The organism is Bacillus sp. HMA207 (genome assembly GCF_003402455.1).
Classification (GTDB): Bacteria; Bacillota; Bacilli; order Bacillales; family Bacillaceae_G; genus Bacillus_A; species Bacillus_A cereus.
In genome coordinates, this window is the sequence record NZ_BEZT01000001.1 from 1,388,838 (window position 1) to 1,412,076 (window position 23,239).

Consider the following 23,239-nt stretch of genomic DNA (forward strand, 5'->3'; position numbering starts at 1 on the left):
AGTGCAAATTATTAGGAAAAGTGAGCGTTGTCCTCTAATATAGAGATAGCAATTTACATTATTTTTGCGTAAAATGGTTTAAAGAGGTGAATTCCGATGGAAATAGTAAAAGATAGTTCTCTTATTCAAAATGAAATTGAACGTTTTGTAAATAAAGATGTATATATTCATTTAGAAACGACAAACGGAGCGTATGCATCACACATAAATGAAAAGATGATGACAGTTGGTGCTTTCATTCGAAATGCGATTATCCGTTTTGAACGCGGGAAGATAACTGGAACAAATCCATACCGAGTTGGTCTGAAAATGGATCACGGTTGGGTATATGCTGAAGGTATTACGCACTGGGAAGTAGACGATCAAGAGCGTTTATTATTAGCTGGACATGATAATTTAGGTCGTCTAGCAGTTGCACTTGAGTTAAGCTTAACACCATTTAAGTAAGAAGGAGGGAAACTTATGGAGAGACATGTACTTGTTGTATTTCCGCATCCAGATGATGAAGCATATGCTGCGGGAGGAACAATTCGCTTATTAACAGATCAAGGAGTACCTGTAACATATGCATGTGGTACTCTAGGACAAATGGGACGTAACATGGGTAAGAACGTATTCGCTAACCGTGAAACGATTCCACATATCCGTAAGAAAGAATTGAAAGATGCTTGTGAAGCGATGGGTATTAAAGATTTAAGAATGCTTGGCTTCCATGATAAAACGTTAGAATTTGAAGATGTTGATTTCGTTGCTGACAAAATTGAAGCAATCATTCAAGAAGTAAATCCATCTCGAATTATTACATTTTATCCAGAGCACGGTGTACATCCAGATCATAATGCATTTGGCCGCGCTGTCGTTCGCGCTGTATCACGTATGCCAAAAGAAGAGCGCCCAGTTATTCATGCTGTTGCGATTACGAAAAATCGTGAAGCAGTATTAGGAGAACCGGATGTTGTAAATAACATTAGTGAAGTATTTGATCATAAATTAACTGCATTAGGTGCGCACCGTTCACAAACAGAAGCAATGCTTGAAGACACGCATGCAAAAATAAAAAACAAAGATGCAGCAACATTAAAATGGCTGCAACTTGAACAGTTTTGGACTTATAAATGGGAGTAGGCTAGAAGGATACCTTCTAGTTGCTCTTACATAGAAAAAGCGCCGTCACTTGTGATGGCGCTTTTTCTTGTTGAAGACTATACATTTTTTAGGGTGCTTCAAAATTTTTAAATTAACGTGCAGTATAGCCTCCATCAACAAGAAGTGTTGTACCGTTAACAAAACTAGCATCATCACTTGCTAAAAATAAGACAGCTTTAGCGACTTCTTCTGGTGTTCCAAGTCTGCCTTGCGGATGAAGTGAAGCTAAATATTCTTTCTGTTGAGGATTAACACTACCCAGTAAAGGGGTGTCAATATAACCAGGGCACACCGCATTAATACGTATTCCATATTTAGCGTAGGCAGTACATAAATTTTGAGTTAATAGTTTCACACCACCTTTTGCAGAGGAGTATGCTGTTGGGGTAGGTAATGAAACAAAACTATGAATCGAACCAGCGTTAACGATGACACCACCTGTACCTTGTTTAAGAAATTGTTCAATCGAATATTTATCAGAAAGGAATACCCCAGACAAATTAATATCAATAGTTCTTTTCCATTTTTCATAGGATAATTCGTTTGCCGGTGCATCATCAGCAACGCCGGCATTGGCATACATAATATCTAATTTACCGTATGTACTTACTGTCTCATGAATTAGCTGTTTAATATCTGCCTCTTTTGTTACATCAGTTTTAATAAATAACGTATTATATCCATGTGCATTCAATTCATCTGATAGTTCTTTTCCACGTTCAGAAAAGTCAGCAATAACTACTTTTGCACCTTCTTCGATAAAAAGACGAACAGTAGATTCGCCAATTCCACTTGCACCACCAGTTATGATTGCCACTTTGTCTTTTAATTTCATATAAACCTCTCCATTCATCAATGAATTTAAGTCGAATTTTTAAATCTTGTTACTAAACTATTAACCTTAAATAGTAAGTAGATAGAAGAAAAAGCTCGCGTTTACTTAATCGTGAGAGTGCTATTTTTTCTTTATCCCGCTATTTGCCAGGCAGTAAGACCCTCACCTCAAAATTCAGCGGAAGCAAAGACATTAGGTGAGGGCTAATAATCAGTGGGGGGAACAGAACCCCCACTGATTAAAGTCTCACTTTATTGTACTTTTTGATACAGTGATGGGCGAAAATATTAATTTGGTCAATTTTATCATTAGATTGAATATTTGGTAAAGTATTCTCGAATAGAGTGAGTGCTGAAGCTAAACTACTGACCTACATAGGTATAACGAGGGGGATTTACATATAATTGCTCTTTTTTATTTTAGTAATTAACAAATTTTCAAACTTGCTGATGATGTAGTGGACTTAAATAAGTCACTTGTTTTTAAATTGAATCAAAAATAAAAACAGTAAAAATAAAACGTTTAATAATAATTATTTATTGAAAAACGATAAATAAAATGATATTATCAAATTGAAAATTAGTAAGAGAGGTGCTTTTTATAAAATGTAAAACGAATGTTATGTATTAAAAAGAAATTGATGTAAATTAGGAAAATTATATATTTTAATAGCGGAATAAGAAAAGGGAGTTAGAGCATGATTAATAAAACAGTAAAGAAAGTTATCTTGATTGCAGGTGGTTTGTATATTACATATTTAGTAGGTGTAGTTATTTTAGCGGAATCTATACCGTATCCTACATCTCAACAACTTAAAGAAGCCGAAAGAGTAGTTGAACGCTATGTAGGTGAAAATAATGGAGTGAAAATGATAAATACATCTAGTAGCTTCACGGCTGAGATGTTCGATCGGACAATTCAGATTGAAGGGAATTCAAAAGAGAATCCGGAACAAGTATATCGAATGGATTTAGATCAAGTTTCTAATGAAAGTGAAAAAATAACCGAAAAATCGATAAATACAGTTTGTAAATCAAATGATGGGGGAAAGAATTTTACTTGTGCTGATGCTGAATAGCTAAAAGTAGAATCCGTAGCAGCGGAGTAACAGTTGATAACCATTACTCTAGTTAAATAGGAAAAAGCCTCGCAGGGGGGCGAGGCTTTAAACAGGGTATTAAAAATTATCGATTCATTAAGAATAACTTCTATTGAATAAACTAATTTTAGCATGATAACTCATATATATGTGTTACGAATTTATGAACAAAAAATCAATAATAAGAATGTAGAAAAGATAATAATTTATTTAGAATTTGTATCATTACATAAAGTTTGAGTGGAGAAGAAATTATACTTTTGTATGGTGTAATAAAGATATAGTCCGCCTACAGAAATAGGCGGGCTATTTTTTATAAAGAAAAGACAACTTAAGGTAGAGATCTTGTTAAGAAATAGGATAAAAACAAGAATCTTTAAGAAGAGATAAGGTCGTTCAAAAGATAAAGGTATTGTATTTGAAACACGTTATTATTCGTGGATTAAGTTATATTTTTGATAAAAAATCTTTAAAAAGCATTATAATCCCTAGAAGAGATAAGACTTCAATTGAAAACCAAAATACACTTTTTTGAGGTTTTTTAAACTCCATTATTATGGAGAAAAATAAAAAGATAGCAATGAAAAAAATAATTAAGAGACGAAGTATATCAAACATCAATAGCACTCCTAATAGTTAATTTGTTTCACTATATAGTTATTTCCAATATTACAGAATTTAAGAAGTGACTTGTTAATATTAAAGCAAAAAGTTCTCAGAATCTATGAATTAAAAATAAAAAAATTTCGAACTACTGAGCACAGAGGGATTATATATTAATTAGTTTAGCAATTGAAAGAGTAATTTTTTAATCTTGTAAAAGTCCGATTGGTGAGGGCTGATTAAAGTTTCACTTTATTTGTTTTCTTTTTTATATAAAGCCTTAGAACTGGGATTTAGTAATGGTTTATAAGAAACATATATTTTGAATTATTTAATAGAATAATATATATTTATATTGATTTAGTGATTTTAGTTTGTTAAAAATGGGGAAATCGATATGAAGGTTAAATTTGCCGTAATAAAAGATGAGAGCTTTGATTGTAGTTTATTGGAAACAAAATTATTGAAAACTTTTAAAGAAGTAGATTGTGAAGCAGATATTGTAAAGGTTGAGGATGGAATTTTTGAAAACAATGATATACAAACGTATTTATCAGAAATAACCATTCATGTTACTGGAAAAAATATTGGATATAGATCCGTTTCAGCCAGTATATTTATTGTTCTAGAGAGTTTATCAATACAGCTATTTCGTATTCATATTAGTATACTTTAAGCAGTTCAAAAAGTGGCTTCTTCAGAAAATCATACTGATTATATGGAGTTGTAAATATGAAAACAATAGAAATTATCGTAGGTGCTCCCGAATGTTGGATTGCACCTTGTTTGTTGTTAAATAAACAAGGGATTCCTTTTTTAATTTATCTTAACGCTGATTTATATAGAAGATAGGAAATATGTGAATAATTCAATTAGATTGTACAAATAATTTGGTACGCGGATATACGCAATGTATTCACAGGTAAGAGGGTTGTCTCATAATATATATAGATTTTTCTATTAAGATGAACAGAGGGTGTGAATATATGGAAGATGTTTACGCTAAAATTGACAGTCTCAAGGCGGAGCAAAAAGAAATTATGAGAGACATTCGTGCTTTAGAAACGCGTACTACTATTAATGAGAAAGATATAGCAACAATCAATAAGCAATTAGAAAAAATAAGTACAAACACAACTTGGATTTTACGAATTATTATTAGTGCGATAATAATGTCAGTTTTAGGATTAATATTAAAAGGAATGATTTAGTCTTGTGAAATAGAACGATATAAAAGAAAGAGGGGAGCTCCCTCTTTCTTTTATATAAATGAGAAGCTATAAATTTTCCGTTTCCTCTTCACCTGCATATTTTTCCTCTAAAGAAATTAATAGAGGAATGGATACGGTTACTAGAATGATTAAAGTAGTTATAAAAGATTTAGAAAGAGAAAAAGAACCTTCAATTAAAGGTGATAAAAACTTGAATGAAAGTATACTTGTTATGAAGGAAATTACTAAAAAGCTAAAAAGAGAGATATTTTTATTCTTTATAGATGTTTCTATAGAGTCTTTAACACAGGTTATTACGACAAATATAGTTAATATGATAAGAGAAACAAAATAATGTGTTAAATTCGTCATACTAATAGTAGGATCGTCTATTATGTAAGCAAGTAACTTAGATACTAATATTCCTCCAAACAATAAAATAATAAAAGCAAGTAATCCTTCCAATATATAAGTGCTCAAATTGTCTTTCTTGTTAAAGAGTTTATAGTTTAGAGTAGATTGGGTTATTTGAATTAGGAATAGGCTAATAATCCATACATAATATACAATTGGTAATTCTCCTGAGAATAGAGAAATTAGAAAGTTTACTACTGTCCTTAAAATTTCAATCATTACGAAAGTCCTCCTGTTTGTAAGCTTGTGACATTAAAATATGCTAGTCTATCGTTTAATAATTAAACTTACGAATTCAAACTATTTCTAATTATTCCATAAAAAGGTGGCTGCATCAAGTTATCTTTTTAACAATCCTCCAAGGCCGAGCGCTAGTAAAAGAAACGCAATATGTAATATAATTGAAAAAGTATATTTAAAAATCAATGTTAATATTACCCTCCTATAAGTATTAACATACGTAATTGAGGTGTTTTCTTTGTTGTTTTATGACCGGATTTCTATAATGGCCCCTCCTGTTCCGTAGCTAAGGAAAGTCTTTTTATTTCTGAGATTTTCAAAGTTATAGGAGGGTATGAAAAATGAAAAAAGTCTCAGTACCATCACTTTTGTTAATGATTATTCTTGTCGCATTTCCGCAAATTAGTGAAACGATTTACACACCGTCTTTACCGGACATTTCAAAGGCGTTACATGTAAGTAATAATGAGGTGCAGTTAACACTTAGTGTGTATTTTGCTGGATTTGCGTTAGGTGTATTTTTTATTGGGTGGTTATCAGATATAATTGGTCGTCGCCGAGCGATGTTACTTGGAATTGTCATATATGGCGCTGGGAGTTTCTTATGCTATATTGCAAATTCCATTGAAGTTTTATTGGTAAGTCGTTTTATTCAAGCGTTTGGAGCAAGTGCAGGATCCGTGGTTACACAAACGATTCTTCGTGAAAGTGTAGAAGGGCATAAGCGGCATGTTATGTTCGCTCAAATCTCGGCAGTCATTGCTTTTACACCAGCGATAGGACCGTTAATTGGGGGCTTTCTTGATCAAATGTTTGGTTTTAAAATAGTATTTTTAAGTTTAGTAGTTATGAGTGTCGGAATTTTTCTGTATACGTTTGTTTCTCTTCCCGAAACAAAGACGGGATCAGTAACGAATAAAATAAATGTGTTTTCAGTCTTGAAGAGGCTAATTACAAATCCGAAAGTGGTAACATATGGGCTATTAATTGGAGGAGCAAATGGTGTTTTATTTAGCTATTATGCAGAAGCGCCGTTTATCTTTATTGAATACTTTCAATTATCGCCTAGTATGTATGGATTTCTAGGAATTGTTGTTGCATCTGCTTCTATTGTTGGAGCGAAAATTTCAAAACGTTTACTTGCTACTTATAAACCAGAGAAGATTATATATGTCGGTTGTCTTGTAATGACAGGGGGAGCTATTCTTTTATCTGTTATTACGTTTGTTGGATCAAATCCAAACATAATATATATGATTGGATTTTTAGTAGCGATGTTTATATTGCTATTAGGAATTGGAGTAGCGTTGCCTAACTGTTTAAGTTTAGCATTAGTAGATTTTCAAGATGTTATTGGTACAGCCGGAGCATTGTTTAGCTTAGGATACTATGTAATTGTAACGATGACAATTTTGGGGATGAGTCAGCTGCATACGGGCTCGTTACTGGTGATGCCACTTTATTTTCTGGCTATTGTAGTTATAATGGTAGTGTTTACTAGGGTATTTATCTTTGGTAAGCAAACTTCGAAATCGATTTAAATATGAAATTGTAAAAGAGTCTCATTTTTTAATGAGACTCTTTTATATTTTGGCTGGGGTAAAGAAGTTAGTAGTTTATTAATATATTAAATTTCTCATTGGTATATAAATCGAATGTGTGGGAAATTACGCTATCAACTATAAAGGTTGAAGTATTTGACATATGAAACCGAGAAAGAAATGCTCTCCTCTGTTATTTATATTGTAATAATATACATGCCGGAATCATATTGAATAGATGTATTTTATTGTTAATTTAGTTAAAAATTAATCAGACTTATGTATAATAATTTATTGAAAAAATAATTGAATTTTTCAGATTAATGAATTAATATAAGGTAAGTAATTTTAAGATTTATAGAATATTGGAAGATGAAAGGTTTTGAGAATTTTATTAGGAGCACAAAACGATTTTAGGATAGCTTTAAAGCTAGTGTAAAATGACGTTTGCTTCATCATTTTCAGGGCCGAAAGGAATTAGGGGAAAGCATCTTGTGTTAAAATGCGGCTATGAATCATCTAAGAGGGGGAAGTGGAGTGGCAAACAAAGAATTGAAAAGAGGTTTAGAAGCACGTCATATTCAAATGATTGCTTTAGGCGGAACGATTGGTGTTGGTTTGTTTATGGGGTCAGCCAGCACAATTAAATGGACAGGTCCGTCAGTAATGCTTGCTTATGCAATTGCAGGTATTTTCATCTTCTTCATCATGCGTGCCATGGGAGAAATGTTGTATATGGAGCCAAGTACAGGCTCATTTGCGACATTCGGTCATAAGTATATTCATCCACTAGCTGGTTATATGACAGCGTGGAGTAACTGGTTCCAGTGGGTTATCGTTGGGATGTCAGAAATTATCGCGGTTGGAGCGTATATGCAATATTGGTTCCCAGATTTACCAGCTTGGATACCAGGTATAATTGCAATGGTTATTCTTGGTGCAGCTAATTTAATTTCTGTTAAGTCATTTGGTGAATTTGAATTTTGGTTTGCGATGATTAAAATCGTTACGATTCTATTAATGATTATTGCAGGATTTGGCCTTATTTTCTTTGGAATTGGTAACGGCGGAGAAGCGGTTGGCATATCTAATCTTTGGTCAAATGGCGGTTTCTTTACAGGTGGTTTCTCAGGATTCTTCTTTGCTTTATCACTTGTAGTTGGTGCATACCAAGGTGTGGAATTAATCGGTATTACTGCTGGTGAAGCGAAGAATCCAAAGAAGACACTTACAAGAGCGATTCAAAGTACAATTTGGCGTATCTTAATTTTCTATATTGGTGCTATTTTCGTTATTGTAACTGTGTATCCGTGGGATCAATTAAGTACAATTGGTAGTCCGTTCGTAGCAACTTTTGCGAAAGTTGGTATTACGGCAGCTGCTGGACTTATTAACTTCGTTGTAATTACAGCAGCAATGTCTGGTTGTAATAGTGGTATTTATAGTGCTGGTCGTATGCTTTATACGTTAGGTGTAAATGGACAAGCACCGAAATATTTCACGAAACTTTCTGGAAATGGTGTACCTTTATTTGGTACAGTTGGCGTAATTATCGGTCTGGCGGTTGGTGTTGTTTTAAGTTACATCGCACCGAAAAACTTATTCGTATATGTATATAGTGCGAGTGTACTTCCTGGAATGGTACCATGGTTTGTCATTTTAATTAGTCAAATTAATTTTAGAAAAGAAAAGGGAGCAGAGATGAAAGATCATCCGTTCAAAATGCCATTTGCTCCTGTTACAAACTATTTAACAATTGCCTTTTTAATTATGGTATTAATCGGAATGTGGTTTAACGATGATACTCGTATTTCATTAGTTGTAGGTATTATTTTCTTAGCTATCGTTACAATTAGTTTCTATGCTTTCGGAATAGGAAAGCGAGCTCCGTTAGACGTTCAAAATAATAAAGAGATTTCAAGTAAATAAAGAAAAGGCTGTTCATCTGGAACAGCCTTTTCTTATTGTTGTTATTTGTCGATAAATCGATATAATTTGATTTATGATAGATATATTTGAAAAATCGTTGATATATTGTACGTTATGATAGATATATTTGAAAAATCGTTGATATATTGTACGTTATGATAGATATATTTGAAAAATCGTTGATATATTGTACGTTATGATAGATATATTCGAAAAATCGTTAATATAATTTTACATACTATCTGTCACTATCATGATTAAAATTTCTCTAATACGATTTTCCCAATGGTGTGCCCGGTTTCAAGTAGTGCATGTACTTTCATTAAGTTTTCAGCGTTAATCGGTGTTAATGTTTCATTTTTATGTAAGCTGTACTGATAGTCTAGAAGGAGTTTATTTCTAAAAAGAAGAATTTTTTACTGTATTACTTTATCCCAAACTAAATGTAAAGGTGGATACATAATGACAGTAAAGAAACTTTATTTCATCCCAGCAGGTCGTTGTATGTTGGATCATTCGTCTCTTAACAGTACGTTAACACCGGGAAAATTATTAAACTTGCCGGTATGGTGTTATCTTTTGGAGACAGAAGAAGGTCCTATTTTAGTAGATACAGGTATGCCAGAAAGTGCAGTTAATAATGAAGGGCTTTTTAACGGTACATTTGTTGAAGGACAGATTTTACCGAAAATGACTGAAGAAGATAGAATCGTGAATATATTAAAGCGTGTAGGGTATGAGCCGGACGACCTTTTATATATTATTAGTTCTCACTTACATTTCGATCATGCAGGAGGAAACGGTGCTTTTACAAATACACCGATTATTGTGCAACGAACGGAATATGAGGCAGCACTTCATAGAGAAGAATATATGAAAGAATGTATATTACCGCATTTGAACTATAAAATTATTGAAGGGGATTATGAAGTGGTACCAGGTGTTCAATTATTGTATACGCCAGGTCATTCTCCAGGCCATCAGTCGCTATTCATTGAGACGGAGAAATCCGGTCCTGTATTATTAACGATTGATGCATCGTACACGAAAGAGAATTTTGAAGATGAAGTGCCGTTCGCGGGATTTGATCCAGAATTAGCTTTATCTTCAATTAAACGTTTAAAAGGAGTTGTGGCGAAAGAGAAACCAATTGTTTTCTTTGGTCATGATATAGAGCAGGAAAAGGGTTGTAGAGTGTTCCCTGAGTATATATAGTGCAAAAAGTCATGAGTTCGCGTGCTCATGACTTTTTCGTTTAAATAATTTTTTTAAATAAATTATAAACTTTTTTTGAACTATCTTCGTTTAACTGATAGTACGTAAGGTTTACATCATCAGGAGTATCTTGCTGAGCAATCATCACTTCGCTGCTGTGATGATCAACTATCCATATGAAATATTTTTTATAAGTTCCATCCTCGAAAGTAATCCACATATCACAATCTATTAAATCTGATCCTTCTTCATCCAATGTTAATTTGCCTTTTTTTGCGGTATTCATACTGTTAATAAATGTTTTTAATTCATCTGTTTTTGTGAGAAAGATATCCTGTTTTGTTTTAATTGATTCGACATGTATATCTTTTATTTCCTGTTTACCTAAAAAAACAGGAGGCTCATTTGGATCTCGCGAGCTTGAAATAATAGTAGCTTTCTTTTTCGGTTTATTTGCAGTATAGAGATCTTGAATAGATTTTCCCGAGTTTATAAACCATACAATTCCACAAATAATCAATACACTACCTAGCAATAAAATAATTTTTTTAATAGGATTTTCTCCTCTCTATTACTTCGTGTGAAGAGCTTTTCTATTAATATATGATAGGTAAGCGTAAAGTATTATAGTTGAACTTGGTTATGCTTCACAGTTTTTATCGGGCGATCTATGAGTAAATTGTAAGTGAGCCCAATTAATACGAAAATGCCACCGATAACTTTACCAATTGAGAGTTCATTTGTTAGGAAGAAATCAATAATAGTCCCCGCAAATAATTGTCCGATAAAGATGAGTAATGTTAAATAAAAGGCTGATATTTTAGGAGTAATATAGTTGGATAATGAAATAACGATAACGCCTACTAATCCGCCTAAGTATACGGCGATAGGAATAGATTGCAATTTATGAATAGGGATATACAATGAATCTGAACTGAAAATTAAAAATAACATAGAGAAAAATAATCCAGTAATATAATTGAAAAACGTGCCTTCCCAGTTTCCAATTTCCTTTGCTAAATTCGCGTTAATAATTCTAGCAACGACGATAGAAACACCAGCTAAAATAGCGATAGTAATATATAACATATTTTTGCCCCCATTAATATATTGTCATGATAATAATCCCAGAAGAGATAAATACTAATCCAACTAGTTTTTTCTTTTCAAACTTTGCAACTTTCATTCCTAATAAGCCGAAATGATCGATAATGATGGAAGCAATGGATTGGCCGAGTAAACTTAATGCGATCGTAATAGAGGCACCAAGGACGGAGAAACTTATATTATTAAAAAGAACAGTGAATACTCCAATCGCTCCAGCGCTATATAAAAAAAGCGGAATACCTTTATCGAAATGAATTTTATGTTTGTTTAAGATTAAAACGAAAATAACTGCAATTAAACCGACAAGGTGAATGACCACGCTTGCTGTATACTTGCCAATTAACTCAGATAAAATCCCATTCAATGGAAGCATAACGGCGATGAGCACACCAATAAAGACAGAAAGAAAGTTATACAATGCAATATCCCCTTTGTATTTCATATTTGTAATGACTGTATCATGCTGAAATTGTGTATTACTATGACATATGTCATAGTGGAAGAAGAAAATTTTGATTACAATGGGGATGAGTTGTAAAGGTGGGGGACTATGAAGAAAGTATGTAATTCTATTAAATTAGCAGAGTATATGAAGAAAAATAATATTGATTCATTTTTTAGTCATGATATGAAGCCATATATGGAACTTATATTTTTTAAAAAGAATGAGTTTATTTGTAGAGAAAATGAAGAGATAGATTATTTATATTTCTTTGTTGAAGGAAAAGCGAAAGCGTTTAACACATTAAGTAACGGGAAATCCGTATTACTGTGTTTTTATGATAGTTTGCAGTTACTTGGAGATGTGGAGTTAATTCATTCCCAAAGGATTACTTCAAATGTACAAGTAATGGCAGATTCATATTGTGTTGGTTTACCATTAGGAAAAGTGAGAAATCAGCTATTTCATGATGCGAAATTTTTAAGATGTATTTGTGGATCGTTAGCACATAAGTTAAATCGACTTTCAAAAAATAGTACAATTAATTTATTGTATCCGCTTGAAAATAGACTTGCGAGTTACATGTTAGCAGCAGGGGAACGAGCAGTTCAGCATGAAAATAGAATTGTATTTAGTGGGAATTTAACGGAAATAGCGGAATTGTTAGGAACGAGCTATCGGCATTTGTTGCGAACATTAAATATTTTTTGTGATAAAGAGATAATAAAGAAGAACGATGGATGCTATGAAGTAGTAAACGTAGATGTTTTGAGAGAATTGGCAGCAGATGTTTATAAATAGGAGGAGAGTATAAATGATAACACCTATATTTAGAATTTTTGATATTGAAAAAGCAAAACTATTTTACTTAGGTTTTTTAGGATTTAAACTGGATTGGGAACATCGGTATGAGGAAAATATGCCATTATATTTGCAAATTTCGTTACAGGATGCTGTGATACATTTATCAGAACATCATGGTGATGCCTCACCAGGTGGTGCGATTCGGATCAAAATAGATGATGTAAAGGATTATCATTCTGTATTATTAAGTAAAGAATATGCTTATTCGAAGCCGAATATAGAAAAAACACCTTGGGGTACAATTGAATTAACTGTAATTGATCCGTTTTCAAATAGAATTACACTGTACGAGGAAAAATTGTAGAAATGGAATGAAGAGTAGTTCATAGAGCAGTGAACTGCTCTTTTTTATTTTGAGTAGATATTGAATCATATAAAAAGAAAATGTTATGATTATGGAAACGTATGAATATATGAACAAGTATTCATACGTTTAAGAAGAGGAGGGATTAGAATGAAAGATCTAATTATTATTGGGGCGGGTCAAGCTGGATTAACAATGGGATATTACTTGAAGCAAGAAGGGTATAATTTTTTATTACTTGAGGCAGGAAAACGAGTTGGTGATTCATGGAGAAATCGATATGATTCTTTGCAGCTTTTTACCCCAAGGTCTTACAGTAGCTTGCCTGGTATGACGTTAATAGGTGAAAAAAATGAATTTCCATATAAAGATGAAATTGCCACTTATTTAGAAGAATATGCAAGACATTTTCAATTACCGGTACAATTACAAACGGAAGTTCTAAAAATAAAGAAAGAAAAAGAAATATTTGAATTACATACTCCTACAGAAATTTTACAAACGAAAAAAGTTATTATCGCATCAGGTGGTTTTCGGCAACCGTTTATTCCTTCAGTTTCAGCAAATCTATCATCACATATTTTTCAAATACATTCATCACAATATAGATCATCATCGCAAATTCCTAAGGGAAAAGTACTAGTAGTAGGTGGTGGGAATTCAGGGATGCAAATCGCAGTAGAACTTGCAAAAACGCATGAAGTTACGATGTCTATTAGCCATCCTTTAACGTTTTTACCGTTACAATTTTTTGGGAAAAGTATTTTTAATCTGCTAGAAAAAGTGGGTTTATTGTACGCTGAAATAATTACAAAGAGGGGAAGATGGTTTCAGAAGAGAAAGGACCCTATTTTCGGTTTTGAAGGTAAGAAACTTATTCGTAATGGAGCAATCAAACTGCAAGAAAAAGTAGTAAGTGCATCAGGAAATAACATTATGTTTCAGAATGGTGATACTTATAGTGCAGAAAGCGTTATATGGTCAACTGGTTTTGTACAAAATTATAATTGGATTGAAATTGAACAGGCAGTGAATGAGAATGGATTTCCTAATCATATAAAGGGAATCAGTCCAGTAAAAGGATTGTATTATATCGGATTACCGTGGCAATCTCAAAGGGGTTCCGCACTTATTTGTGGTGTAGGAAAGGATGCAGCGTATGTACTTTCTGAAATCAAAAAAATAGATCAGTAGCGATAACTACTGATCATCCATATGTACATGAATTAGGAGAGGTCAAACATTTATTAACTTTATTATAATAGATTTTTATAGAATTAAAAACTGAAAATTCAAATTTAATGTTGAGAAAGTTTTTTGTATCGAAATATATGAAAAAATAGGGATTTTTATTAAAACAGAAAAAGATATTTCTATTTTAGTAAATTATGATATAGTCTAAATAAGCGTGTTTTTCCATAAATGTAATTATTTTCATTGTAGTTTTGTTTATATGAGGGAAGGAGAAGTAATTATGAAGTTTGATGATCAACGCTTACTAGGAGTACGATTAGGTTCTGTGCTTGTAACAGAGGAAAATCAATATTTAGTAATTAAGAAAAAAGATCATTATGCACTATTAAATATACATAATTTAGAATGCACACATGTTGAAGTGCAGTTAGAACATTTGGAAGAAATGTTGCGGGAAGATTTCCAAGAAAGTATAACGGAGATTATCGCACCAGAACATATAAAAATTGTTGCGAAAAATGTTATATAGATAAAGAAGCTGGAAGGAACAGCTTCTTTATTTTCATTATAAGGGTAACGTTTTTACAACCTCACCAATGATCCCTTCCATTTGATGAACACCTAAATCGGAATTGGTCATAATAACAGCACCATTCCCGCAGTATGGATAACAAACCATCATACATTGAAATCCAACGCCCCATCCAAGTGAATATATTTGTAAGTCTTCATTTGAATCATCTAGAAAAACACCTAGTCCAGTCCATTTTGAGCAACCTTGAGGAGAAATCATGTCTATTACTAATTTTTGAGAAAGTTTTAGTTTACCCTTTCCTTGTAAGGAATGAATGATTTCAATAACTAAAGCTGATAAGTCAGTTGGTGTTGTCCAAATACCTGAAGCAGCTGCGAATGGATAAAATGGATACTTCTCATTTGTTACAGTTCTATCTTTATTATGTCCGCAAGCAAAAACATCGCTTTTATCTATGTCTTTTGGAGAGAAAAGTGTACTATTTTTCATTTGTAGTGGCTGGAAGATGTGTTCTTCTAATAACTGACTAAATGATCTTCCTGTAATATCTTCAAGTAGTAGTTCAATAATACAAAAGTTTGCATCGGAGTAGTGAAATTCGTTTTCTGGTTTATAAGTTATTTCTATCGGTACTGGGCAATAGGATGTTTTACCGGCAAGGAGTTCAGACATGTTTGGTCGCCCATGTGCAAATGTATAATGTCCAAAACTATTAGGAGGATCAATAATTCCAGATTGGTGACTTAATAAATTTCGCAGGGTGACTTTTTTCTGTGAGGTAAATAGGTTGGTAGGTATGTTCCAAGATGTGAGTCTATCATTTATGTCTTCATCTAAATGTATGATTTCTTGATCTGATAACGTTAGTACGAGCATTGTAGTGATGAATTTACTAATTGAACAAGAGTTGAATATAGAATTCGTAGTGACAGTTCTAGTTGTTCCAGATTCAAGCGTTCCAAAGGCAATCGTTTCGTCTAGTTTGCCATCACGTATAATAGCAAGGCTTAAACCTGCAACGGAATATTGATTCATTTTCTCGTATATATTGCTACTTTGTAAGTTCATGGTGACTCCTTTCTTTAAAGACAGAATATTATTTTTATTATACAGTAGTAAAAAAAAGAAAACACTTCGTCATTCACCAATGAAGTGTTTTCTTTTTTAGTTAGTTTGAAGTGAACTTTTGAAAAAATTTGTCTCGGTACATGTACATAACCCATGAGATTGTTATTAAAGAAATAATGATTTGTTTGTTTTTAATTGGTGCATTGAAAACAAGCCAACCAACTATATCAAATAATAAATGTAGCAAGATTGAAAGAACTACAAATTGAAGTAACGTATTTAAAAATCTTTTCATAAAGTGTCCCCCTAAAATAATAGGTTTTATTAACAGTTTGATATAGTGATATTATACATTAAATGTGTATTGTGGTAAAATTTACATAAGTTAGTGGAATAAAGCAAATGAAAGTTAGTAAGGGGGAACATTCATGGAATTCTGGATGGTTATACTGATAGTAGCTGTTGGTTTCATTTATATCGCTGAAAAATTAACTACAATTGAAAAGAAAAATGATGCGCGTTTAAAGAGAATTGAAGATAGATTACAATTAATTACGAAAGAAATGGGAATTATAGAAAGAGAACCTGAAATTAATAAAGAACTACGCCAGCTTGTAGAAGAAGGCAAAAAAATTACAGCAGTTAAGAGAGTAAGAGAAGCTTTTGGTTTTTCCTTACTAGAAGCGAAGCAATATGTTGATAAATTATAAAAAAGATCATCCATTTGGGTGATCTTTTTCACTGCACCATGCGTGTATTTACATAAGCGGCGATAATAAAGTGTCCAATTATAATGTTAGGAATAACGATTGTGACATTAGGAGTAGTGAAGACACTACCGATTGTGGCAATGACACCAGCAATTAAATTATAAAGACCAACTATTTTTGATAACTTCACTTTATCAGGCACACGGCGTTCGTTGAATCCTGATAAGAGCCAAGTGTATTGTTTTACTCCAATGAAATAAGCTAGTGCAAATGAAAGGATTGCCACTATGAATAATGATGGGGAAGCGAAGAGAGTCATTGCAAACACCTCCGTTAATGGGCTATAAATAAATTATAGTCCGAATGTTATAATTTAACAAAATATAATTTTGGTTTTAAGTGTAATAGAAAAATGGAGTATTGGTAATGAGGGGAGATTAAGTATGAATATTGTGGAGTTTCAGAGGTATGTATCAAATTTCAGTAAAGAAAAAGGATTTCAAGATACAACAATTGAAGAGCGTACGATATATATGATGGCGGAATTAGGTGAATTAGCGGAAGTCATATTAAAGCGTGATACAATACAAGATGCGAAAAGAGAAAGCGGTTTAGAAATGTTTGATGTAATTTGGAATGTATGTGATTTAGCAAATAAATTAAATGTTGATTTAGAGAAGGCGTTTGAAGAAAAAATGGAAATTAATAAAAAGCGTGAATGGTAAGTAGAATTTTAATTTGTAAAGATAGGTGATATGAATGAAAAAGAAGCTTATTATAGGAGGAATCTTTACTTTAATTAGTGTAATAAGTGTTGTCGTTTACTTAGTTTTTCAAGGCATATTCATTCCGAATCAAATAAGTGCTGAAAAGTATGAAATAAAAGGTGTAGATGTCGCATCGTATCAAGGGGATATAGATTGGAGAGAGTTGGAAAAGCAAAATATGAAGTTTGCGTTTATAAAGGCTACTGAAGGAAGCTCGTTTGTAGATAAGTACTTTTCAAAAAATTGGACGAATGCGAATAAGACAGATATGCGCATCGGAGCGTACCATTTTTTTAGTTTCGATAGTAAGGGTGAAACACAAGCAGAGCAATTTATACGAACTGTTCCAAAATATAAACAAGCACTGCCACCCGTAATTGATGTTGAGTTTTACGCTAACAAAAAAGATAATCCGCCTAAGCGTGAAGATGTTACGAAAGAGTTGTCGGTCATGATTGAAATGCTAGAAAAACATTACGGTAAGAAAGTAATATTGTATGCAACGCAAGAGGTGTATGATTTATATATAAAGGATGCGTATCCCAAATGTGATATATGGATTCGTAGTGTTCTTACAAAACCGAGTTTATCTGATGAGAGAAAATGGACGTTTTGGCAATACACGAACCGCGGGAAACTAAATGGTTATAATGGGAAAGAAAAGTATATTGATTTGAATGTATTTTATGGGAATGAGGAAGATTTTGAGAATTATGGAATGAAAGATTAAGTTTTAAAGCGTACAAAATTTTGTACGCTTTTTTGTTAATTACATAAAAATATGCAAATAAAGATGGAACAAACATTTGAGATAAATTGTCTAATATAGGTAATAACTATTTAGCTTGAAAGAAAGGGTTGATAACATGAAAAAGAATACGTTGTTAAAAGTAGGATTATGTGTAGGTTTACTAGGAACAATTCAATTTGTTAGCACAATTTCTTCTGTACAAGCATCACAAAAGGTAGAGAAAACAGTAATAAAAAATGAGACGGGAACCATTTCAATATCTCAGTTAAACAAGAATGTATGGGTTCATACGGAGTTAGGTTCTTTTAATGGAGAAGCAGTTCCTTCGAACGGTCTAGTTCTTAATACTTCTAAAGGGTTAGTACTTGTGGATTCTTCTTGGGATGACAAATTAACGAAGGAACTAATAGAAATGGTAGAAAAGAAATTTCAGAAGCGCGTAACGGATGTCATTATTACACATGCGCACGCTGATCGAATTGGCGGAATAACAGCGTTGAAAGAAAGAGGCATTAAAGCGCATAGTACAGCATTAACCGCAGAACTAGCAAAGAAAAATGGATATGAAGAACCGCTTGGAGATTTACAAACCGTTACAAATTTGAAGTTTGGAAATATGAAAGTAGAAACATTTTATCCAGGGAAAGGGCATACAGAAGATAATATTGTCGTATGGTTACCGCAATACAATATTTTAGTTGGAGGCTGTTTAGTGAAATCTACGTCCGCGAAAGATTTAGGAAACGTTGCGGATGCTTATGTAAATGAATGGTCTACATCGATTGAGAATGTGCTGAAGCGATATAGAAATATAAATGCAGTAGTGCCTGGTCATGGGGAAGTAGGGAACAAAGGATTACTTTTACATACATTGGATTTATTAAAATAAGAAATTGTAGAAATACAAAAGAGAGGAGAAATAATTTTCTCCTCTCTTTCTTCTAACTATATTTAAATGCTGAATCTGTTGATTACGTCAGCATATATTACTGAGATTTTAATTCCAAGTATACAAATACTAGTACTGTCATAATTGCTATAACAACATAAGTAGCATCAAGCATTATAAGTGTTTTTAAAGTTTCAGTCATCGTAATTCACCCCTGTTATAAAAATATAACATGATCTTTTTATTGATTAGATAAGAGATCATAAAGATAAAATGTATATGAAATTTCTTAAGTAGCTTCTATATAAATATATCATATAAATAATGTAAGTAATGTTAAGATAATGTAAATGTATTGTAAATAAAAAGGTTTACAGTAAAGACTTTAATAAAAAATGATAGTTCCTTAAAATGACAAATACGCTCTTCTTTCTATTGAATGATAGAAAGAAGAGCGTATTTTTATATCTATTTCATATGTGATGAATTGCAACTATTTGTACATGGGATTCAAAAAATTTTTTCGTTGTATATATTTCTCCAAATTAATTAGCTATTTAAAAGTATCGAAAGATGTGTGTACACTAATGCATATTTTTTAGTGTCAATAAAAATATTATGTCAACAATATGAACTGTCACAAATCTTTATATATTATTGTGATTGATATCACATCACTTTTTTTCAATGGGTATTATGCTTAAGGTGTAATGAATGATTGGGAGAGGGTGGGATGATATGTTTTGTTATCAATGTGAACAAACGCCAATAGGCGGATGTAAAGTAATGGGTGTTTGTGGTAAGAATGAAACGATTGCGAGTTTACAAGATACGATTGTGTTTGGGCTAAAAGGAATTGCAGCTTATCGCACACATGCCGCTCAGCTAGGGTATACGGATGCATTTGTAGATGCAACAACACAAGAAGCTTTATATATGACATTAACAAATTCTAACTTTAACGAACAAGAGCATATTGATATGGCTATGAAAGTGGGGAAATCTGCTTTACGGGTGATGGAATTATTAGATGAGGCACATACGAATCATTTTGGTGTGCCAGAGCCTGTACAAATTACACAAAATCGTGTAGAAGGTAAAGCAATTGTAGTTACGGGCCATAATTTATTTGCATTAGAAGAACTATTAAAGCAAACAGAAGGAAAAGACATTAATATTTATACGCATTCTGAAATGCTACCAGCACACGGATACCCGCAGCTGAAAAAATATAAACATTTAAAAGGAAACATCGGTAAGGCATGGTATGATCAAAGACGCCTTTTTGAAAAATTTACTGGTGCCATATTAGCTACAACGAACTGTGTTATGCCAATTAAAGGCTCGTACTCTGATCGATTCTTTTCATATGAAATTGCAGGTTTAGAAGGTGTACAAAAAATTGGAAATGATGATTTTACACCATTGATTCAAAAAGCGCTAGAACTTCCAGAAGTACATATGGAGTCGGATGAACAGTTAGTGACAGGGTTTCATCATAATACAGTATTATCATTAGCTCCAGAAATTATTGATGCAGTAAAAGAGGGGAAGATAAAGCGTTTCTTTGTTATCGCCGGTTGTGATGCACCGGGAAAAGGCGGAGAATATTATCGTGAATTAGCAACGTCACTTCCGCCAGAAACGGTTATTTTAACAACTTCTTGCGGGAAATTCCGCTTTAATGATGTGGATTACGGTGTTGTACCTGGTACGGAAATTCCGCGTTACATTGATTTAGGACAGTGCAATAATTCAATTTCTACAGTGAAAATAGCGGCTGCTTTAGCTGATGCTTTTCAATGTGAAGTGAATGAATTGCCAGTAAGTATTGTACTATCATGGTTTGAACAAAAAGCGGTTGCCATTTTACTAGGGCTATTTAGTCTTGGGATTCAAGATATTCGCATCGGTCCAAAGGCTCCTGAATTTATTTCACCTGGCGTGCTTGATGTATTACAAGAAACATTTGGTTTAAAACTAATTACAAATGCAGCAGAAGACATGGCTATGATGTTATCGTAACGGAAAAGATGTTTTCACTTAATTGTGGCTTTATAAATCATTTGTATGTGTGTGAGTAAACGCACATACAAATGATTATTAATAAAGAAAATCGCTATATCTATAAAATTTATAGAGCTTTTAAAGTATAACACCACATGCCCATCACCTTAAGATTTTAAGTATCCCCAAAACGAAATTTCTACATGAATATCTATAATTTTACCTCTTTTTCATTTGATTTGAAAATAAGCTTTCTATTTTTAAAAACCAACGATACCACCTCAAATTATAGGAATAAAATCCATTCATTTATTAGGAAAATGGATTGAAAATAATAAGGTAGACTAAAAAGTAAAATATTATTTATGATAATCATTCTTTTATAAAATTTAAATTGGAAATAGCCCTACTCATTTTGATTGCGCATTTTCAAAATGGAGGGGCTTTTTTTACTGTAAAATCAATAACTGCATCTTATTTTTGTTGAAAAAATTCTCATTCTTATTTTGAAAGTGATATGGGTACATTTACATGCACATCAATCTTTTATTATGAAGTGGCCCTTGAATATATTGTTTTTTATTGACAGACATAAAAATGATTTATTTGCTGTATTGATAATTTGTAGACGTTATAATAAAATGTTTATGTATATGTAAACTTAATTTATTTTTGTTTGGTTTTATTGTGAGGTTAGGCAGTGTTAATAACAATAAAATAATGAATATATCACCTGTAAAAAGAATGAAACCAATACGGAGAAGATGATTTTGTTAAAAATTCGAAAAATAAGCGTTATTAGCTCTTGAAGAAAAATGACTAGAAAAATTACAAGCATATGGAAAATAGGGTTATACAAAAAGTCCTAAAGGGGGACGGAATTATGGAGAAAAGAAAGTATTCAGTAACACCACAAGATCGAATGAATTATGTATTAGGTCTTTATTCTGCAGATCAACAAATTAATGCAGTTCTTTATTTTCCTGTAGGTATATCTAAGGAAATACTTGAAGAATCAGTAAGGATAACGTTGCAATTGCAACCAGTTTTGAACAGCCGGTTTGTAGAAAATGATATTCCTTACTGGGAGGAACATTCATCTGACACTAACTCATCTATTTGCTTTTTTGCAGAAGGAAATAATCAAGAACTTGAAATAATGGCAATAGATTTTATTAAGGAACCTGGTGATCGTATTCAGGGGCCTATGGTTCAAACGAAATTATTACGGGGCACTACAATAGATATGTTAGTTGTGAAATTGTCTCATCTATGTTCAGATGGTGCAGGAGTCAAGGAATATATAAAATTGCTTGGAACAATATATACTCACCTTTCATTGGGACGGTCTAAGAAGCAAATTATAAAGGAATTTGATGAGGGAAATGAGAGTTGTCGAGATCAATCACATGTATTCAAATACGCTGGAATATCGGACATAAAAAGTGCGTATCGTCCTAACCAAGAACAACAGGCATCGTTATGGTCTTTTCCATCTCAACCTAACAAAAATAAATTTCCCCAAATGTCCGTACGGCGATTGAGCCATAAGCAAACTCTACGTTTAACCCAATGGACAAAAGCACAACAGGTTACCTTGAATGATGTAATCATGACTGCTTACTTCCGAGTTTTATCACATTTCACTGTGTATGCAGAACCTCGCACTGCAGAAAAAATGATTGGTTTGACAATTGATTTACGTCGATATCTGCCTAATAATACAACTGGTGCTATTTGCAACTTATCCGGTATGGAAATGCCAGTGATTAAAATGGAAGACGATGAAACATTTAAGCAGACTCTTGTTCGAGTTAAACAATCAATGGATAAAATAAAGTCTCAAAATCCAGGTCTTTCTTCAGCAGCAGGAATGGAGTTACTGGCAGAAATGAAGCTATCTACAGTGAAGGAAATGTATAATCAGCAATATGAACAGGCTGTACAGATGGGGATGGCGTTGCCATTACTGACAAATTTGGGAGTGATTGCTGAGGAACCTATTCAGTTTGGTCAAATTCAAGCTGAGGACGGGTATATGGCATCACCTATTATGTATGCACCATTCTTTTCAATGGGAGCAAGCTCTTATAATGGAAGGCTTACATTTACGATCGGTTATCATGCGCCGGATACATCAAAAGAAAAGGTAGAAAAATTTTTAGATAGTGTTGCTAATCAACTATCAGAAATAAAATAAAAGAGAATATAGAGAACAGATTTCTAACAGAATTGTATTTTAGGGGCTCGTATCATGTACGGATAATCTCTGGAAATTTTCTCTGACCGCACTTGCCTTTATGCTTTATATGCAATGGGAATGGTAGTGAGAAACAATTTGTATCGTGAAAAAACAAGATATATCGGT

General features: G+C 32.7%; 26 protein-coding genes. 18 read left to right on the forward strand and 8 right to left on the reverse strand.

All coding sequences use genetic code 11. The features are described from left to right. Window positions 1-96 precede the first annotated feature (96 nt). Both HMAS_RS07310 and bshB2 read left to right on the forward strand, forming a co-directional pair. Complete coding sequence (locus tag HMAS_RS07310; protein WP_000407045.1) at window positions 97-447, forward strand: YojF family protein; 351 nt, start codon at window positions 97-99, stop codon at window positions 445-447. Window positions 448-462: 15 nt separating this feature from the next. Then, on the forward strand, window positions 463-1,125 hold the full coding sequence (gene bshB2 / locus HMAS_RS07315; protein ID WP_000439483.1) for a bacillithiol biosynthesis deacetylase BshB2: 663 nt from the start codon (window positions 463-465) through the stop codon (window positions 1,123-1,125). Between the two features lie 112 nt (window positions 1,126-1,237). Here bshB2 and HMAS_RS07320 read toward each other — a convergent pair whose 3' ends face one another. Further along, the gene (locus HMAS_RS07320) at window positions 1,238-1,981 is read right to left on the reverse strand and encodes an SDR family NAD(P)-dependent oxidoreductase (RefSeq protein ID WP_000768018.1); all 744 of its coding nucleotides are present in this window, start codon (window positions 1,979-1,981) and stop codon (window positions 1,238-1,240) included. 697 nt (window positions 1,982-2,678) lie between these two features. Between HMAS_RS07320 and HMAS_RS07325 the strand changes: the two genes are divergently transcribed. The 3 genes from HMAS_RS07325 to HMAS_RS07340 all read left to right on the forward strand — a co-directional run bounded on the left by HMAS_RS07325 (window position 2,679) and on the right by HMAS_RS07340 (window position 4,894). Further along, window positions 2,679-3,059 carry a hypothetical protein gene (locus HMAS_RS07325; protein WP_006925339.1) on the forward strand — a complete coding sequence of 127 codons (381 nt, stop codon included), beginning with the start codon at window positions 2,679-2,681 and terminating at the stop codon, window positions 3,057-3,059. A gap of 1,021 nt (window positions 3,060-4,080) precedes the next feature. Next, window positions 4,081-4,359 carry a hypothetical protein gene (locus tag HMAS_RS07335; protein WP_000865019.1) on the forward strand — a complete coding sequence of 93 codons (279 nt, stop codon included), beginning with the start codon at window positions 4,081-4,083 and terminating at the stop codon, window positions 4,357-4,359. A gap of 310 nt (window positions 4,360-4,669) precedes the next feature. Further along, entirely contained in the window at window positions 4,670-4,894 is a 225-nt protein-coding gene (locus HMAS_RS07340; protein WP_000390461.1) for a hemolysin XhlA family protein, read from the forward strand. 66 nt (window positions 4,895-4,960) lie between these two features. Here the strand turns inward: HMAS_RS07340 and HMAS_RS07345 are convergent, their stop codons facing one another. Continuing rightward, entirely contained in the window at window positions 4,961-5,527 is a 567-nt protein-coding gene (locus HMAS_RS07345) for a DUF5823 family protein (RefSeq protein ID WP_044307448.1), read from the reverse strand. A 362-nt stretch (window positions 5,528-5,889) separates the two neighbouring features. Here HMAS_RS07345 and HMAS_RS07350 point away from each other — a divergent pair, with 362 nt between their 5' ends. The 3 genes from HMAS_RS07350 to aiiA all read left to right on the forward strand — a co-directional run bounded on the left by HMAS_RS07350 (window position 5,890) and on the right by aiiA (window position 10,233). Beyond that, window positions 5,890-7,089 carry a multidrug effflux MFS transporter gene (locus tag HMAS_RS07350; protein WP_044307447.1) on the forward strand — a complete coding sequence of 400 codons (1,200 nt, stop codon included), beginning with the start codon at window positions 5,890-5,892 and terminating at the stop codon, window positions 7,087-7,089. A gap of 537 nt (window positions 7,090-7,626) precedes the next feature. Next, a complete protein-coding gene (locus HMAS_RS07355) occupies window positions 7,627-9,018 on the forward strand; it encodes an amino acid permease (RefSeq protein ID WP_001284412.1) in 1,392 nt (463 codons plus the stop codon). A 462-nt stretch (window positions 9,019-9,480) separates the two neighbouring features. After that, a complete protein-coding gene (gene aiiA / locus HMAS_RS07365; RefSeq protein ID WP_000216572.1) occupies window positions 9,481-10,233 on the forward strand; it encodes a quorum-quenching N-acyl homoserine lactonase AiiA in 753 nt (250 codons plus the stop codon). Window positions 10,234-10,273: 40 nt separating this feature from the next. Here aiiA and HMAS_RS07370 read toward each other — a convergent pair whose 3' ends face one another. The 3 genes from HMAS_RS07370 to HMAS_RS07380 all read right to left on the reverse strand — a co-directional run bounded on the left by HMAS_RS07370 (window position 10,274) and on the right by HMAS_RS07380 (window position 11,782). After that, window positions 10,274-10,768, reverse strand: coding sequence for a hypothetical protein (locus HMAS_RS07370; RefSeq protein ID WP_000901692.1), 495 nt, complete (start codon window positions 10,766-10,768; stop codon window positions 10,274-10,276). Between the two features lie 89 nt (window positions 10,769-10,857). Continuing rightward, window positions 10,858-11,322, reverse strand: a complete 465-nt coding sequence (locus tag HMAS_RS07375) for a DMT family transporter (protein WP_000965811.1) — start codon at window positions 11,320-11,322, stop codon at window positions 10,858-10,860. A 13-nt stretch (window positions 11,323-11,335) separates the two neighbouring features. Then, the gene (locus HMAS_RS07380) at window positions 11,336-11,782 is read right to left on the reverse strand and encodes a DMT family transporter (protein WP_002024519.1); all 447 of its coding nucleotides are present in this window, start codon (window positions 11,780-11,782) and stop codon (window positions 11,336-11,338) included. 108 nt (window positions 11,783-11,890) lie between these two features. On the opposite strand from HMAS_RS07380, the gene yeiL reads away from it, so the two are divergent. From yeiL to HMAS_RS07400, 4 genes are all read left to right on the forward strand, one after another. Next, entirely contained in the window at window positions 11,891-12,583 is a 693-nt protein-coding gene (gene yeiL, locus HMAS_RS07385) for a transcriptional regulator YeiL (RefSeq protein WP_000754830.1), read from the forward strand. A gap of 13 nt (window positions 12,584-12,596) precedes the next feature. Then, window positions 12,597-12,950: a glyoxalase superfamily protein gene (locus HMAS_RS07390; protein ID WP_000632403.1), complete on the forward strand. Its 354-nt coding sequence runs from the start codon at window positions 12,597-12,599 to the stop codon at window positions 12,948-12,950. 150 nt (window positions 12,951-13,100) lie between these two features. Further along, window positions 13,101-14,144 (forward strand): flavin-containing monooxygenase, encoded by a 1,044-nt coding sequence (locus HMAS_RS07395; protein WP_044306814.1) that lies wholly within the window; start codon window positions 13,101-13,103, stop codon window positions 14,142-14,144. 280 nt (window positions 14,145-14,424) lie between these two features. Continuing rightward, complete coding sequence (locus HMAS_RS07400; protein WP_000666948.1) at window positions 14,425-14,673, forward strand: hypothetical protein; 249 nt, start codon at window positions 14,425-14,427, stop codon at window positions 14,671-14,673. 36 nt (window positions 14,674-14,709) lie between these two features. Here HMAS_RS07400 and HMAS_RS07405 read toward each other — a convergent pair whose 3' ends face one another. Further along, entirely contained in the window at window positions 14,710-15,747 is a 1,038-nt protein-coding gene (locus tag HMAS_RS07405) for a serine hydrolase domain-containing protein (protein ID WP_044306815.1), read from the reverse strand. A gap of 100 nt (window positions 15,748-15,847) precedes the next feature. Continuing rightward, on the reverse strand, window positions 15,848-16,042 hold the full coding sequence (locus HMAS_RS07410) for a hypothetical protein (protein ID WP_006929474.1): 195 nt from the start codon (window positions 16,040-16,042) through the stop codon (window positions 15,848-15,850). A gap of 133 nt (window positions 16,043-16,175) precedes the next feature. On the opposite strand from HMAS_RS07410, the gene HMAS_RS07415 reads away from it, so the two are divergent. After that, a complete protein-coding gene (locus HMAS_RS07415) occupies window positions 16,176-16,457 on the forward strand; it encodes a hypothetical protein (protein WP_000397724.1) in 282 nt (93 codons plus the stop codon). Window positions 16,458-16,485: 28 nt separating this feature from the next. Here HMAS_RS07415 and HMAS_RS07420 read toward each other — a convergent pair whose 3' ends face one another. Then, entirely contained in the window at window positions 16,486-16,776 is a 291-nt protein-coding gene (locus HMAS_RS07420) for a DUF3784 domain-containing protein (RefSeq protein WP_044306816.1), read from the reverse strand. Window positions 16,777-16,900: 124 nt separating this feature from the next. Between HMAS_RS07420 and HMAS_RS07425 the strand changes: the two genes are divergently transcribed. From HMAS_RS07425 to HMAS_RS07445, 5 genes are all read left to right on the forward strand, one after another. Further along, window positions 16,901-17,182: a MazG nucleotide pyrophosphohydrolase domain-containing protein gene (locus tag HMAS_RS07425; protein WP_044306817.1), complete on the forward strand. Its 282-nt coding sequence runs from the start codon at window positions 16,901-16,903 to the stop codon at window positions 17,180-17,182. A 34-nt stretch (window positions 17,183-17,216) separates the two neighbouring features. After that, the gene (locus HMAS_RS07430; protein ID WP_065224187.1) at window positions 17,217-17,954 is read left to right on the forward strand and encodes a GH25 family lysozyme; all 738 of its coding nucleotides are present in this window, start codon (window positions 17,217-17,219) and stop codon (window positions 17,952-17,954) included. 136 nt (window positions 17,955-18,090) lie between these two features. After that, window positions 18,091-18,864 (forward strand): BcII family subclass B1 metallo-beta-lactamase, encoded by a 774-nt coding sequence (gene bla2, locus HMAS_RS07435; protein WP_025708834.1) that lies wholly within the window; start codon window positions 18,091-18,093, stop codon window positions 18,862-18,864. Between the two features lie 738 nt (window positions 18,865-19,602). Then, window positions 19,603-20,889 (forward strand): hydroxylamine reductase, encoded by a 1,287-nt coding sequence (gene hcp / locus HMAS_RS07440; protein WP_025708832.1) that lies wholly within the window; start codon window positions 19,603-19,605, stop codon window positions 20,887-20,889. Window positions 20,890-21,754: 865 nt separating this feature from the next. Then, window positions 21,755-23,071 carry a condensation domain-containing protein gene (locus HMAS_RS07445; RefSeq protein ID WP_000415478.1) on the forward strand — a complete coding sequence of 439 codons (1,317 nt, stop codon included), beginning with the start codon at window positions 21,755-21,757 and terminating at the stop codon, window positions 23,069-23,071. The last annotated feature ends 168 nt before the right edge of the window (window positions 23,072-23,239 follow it).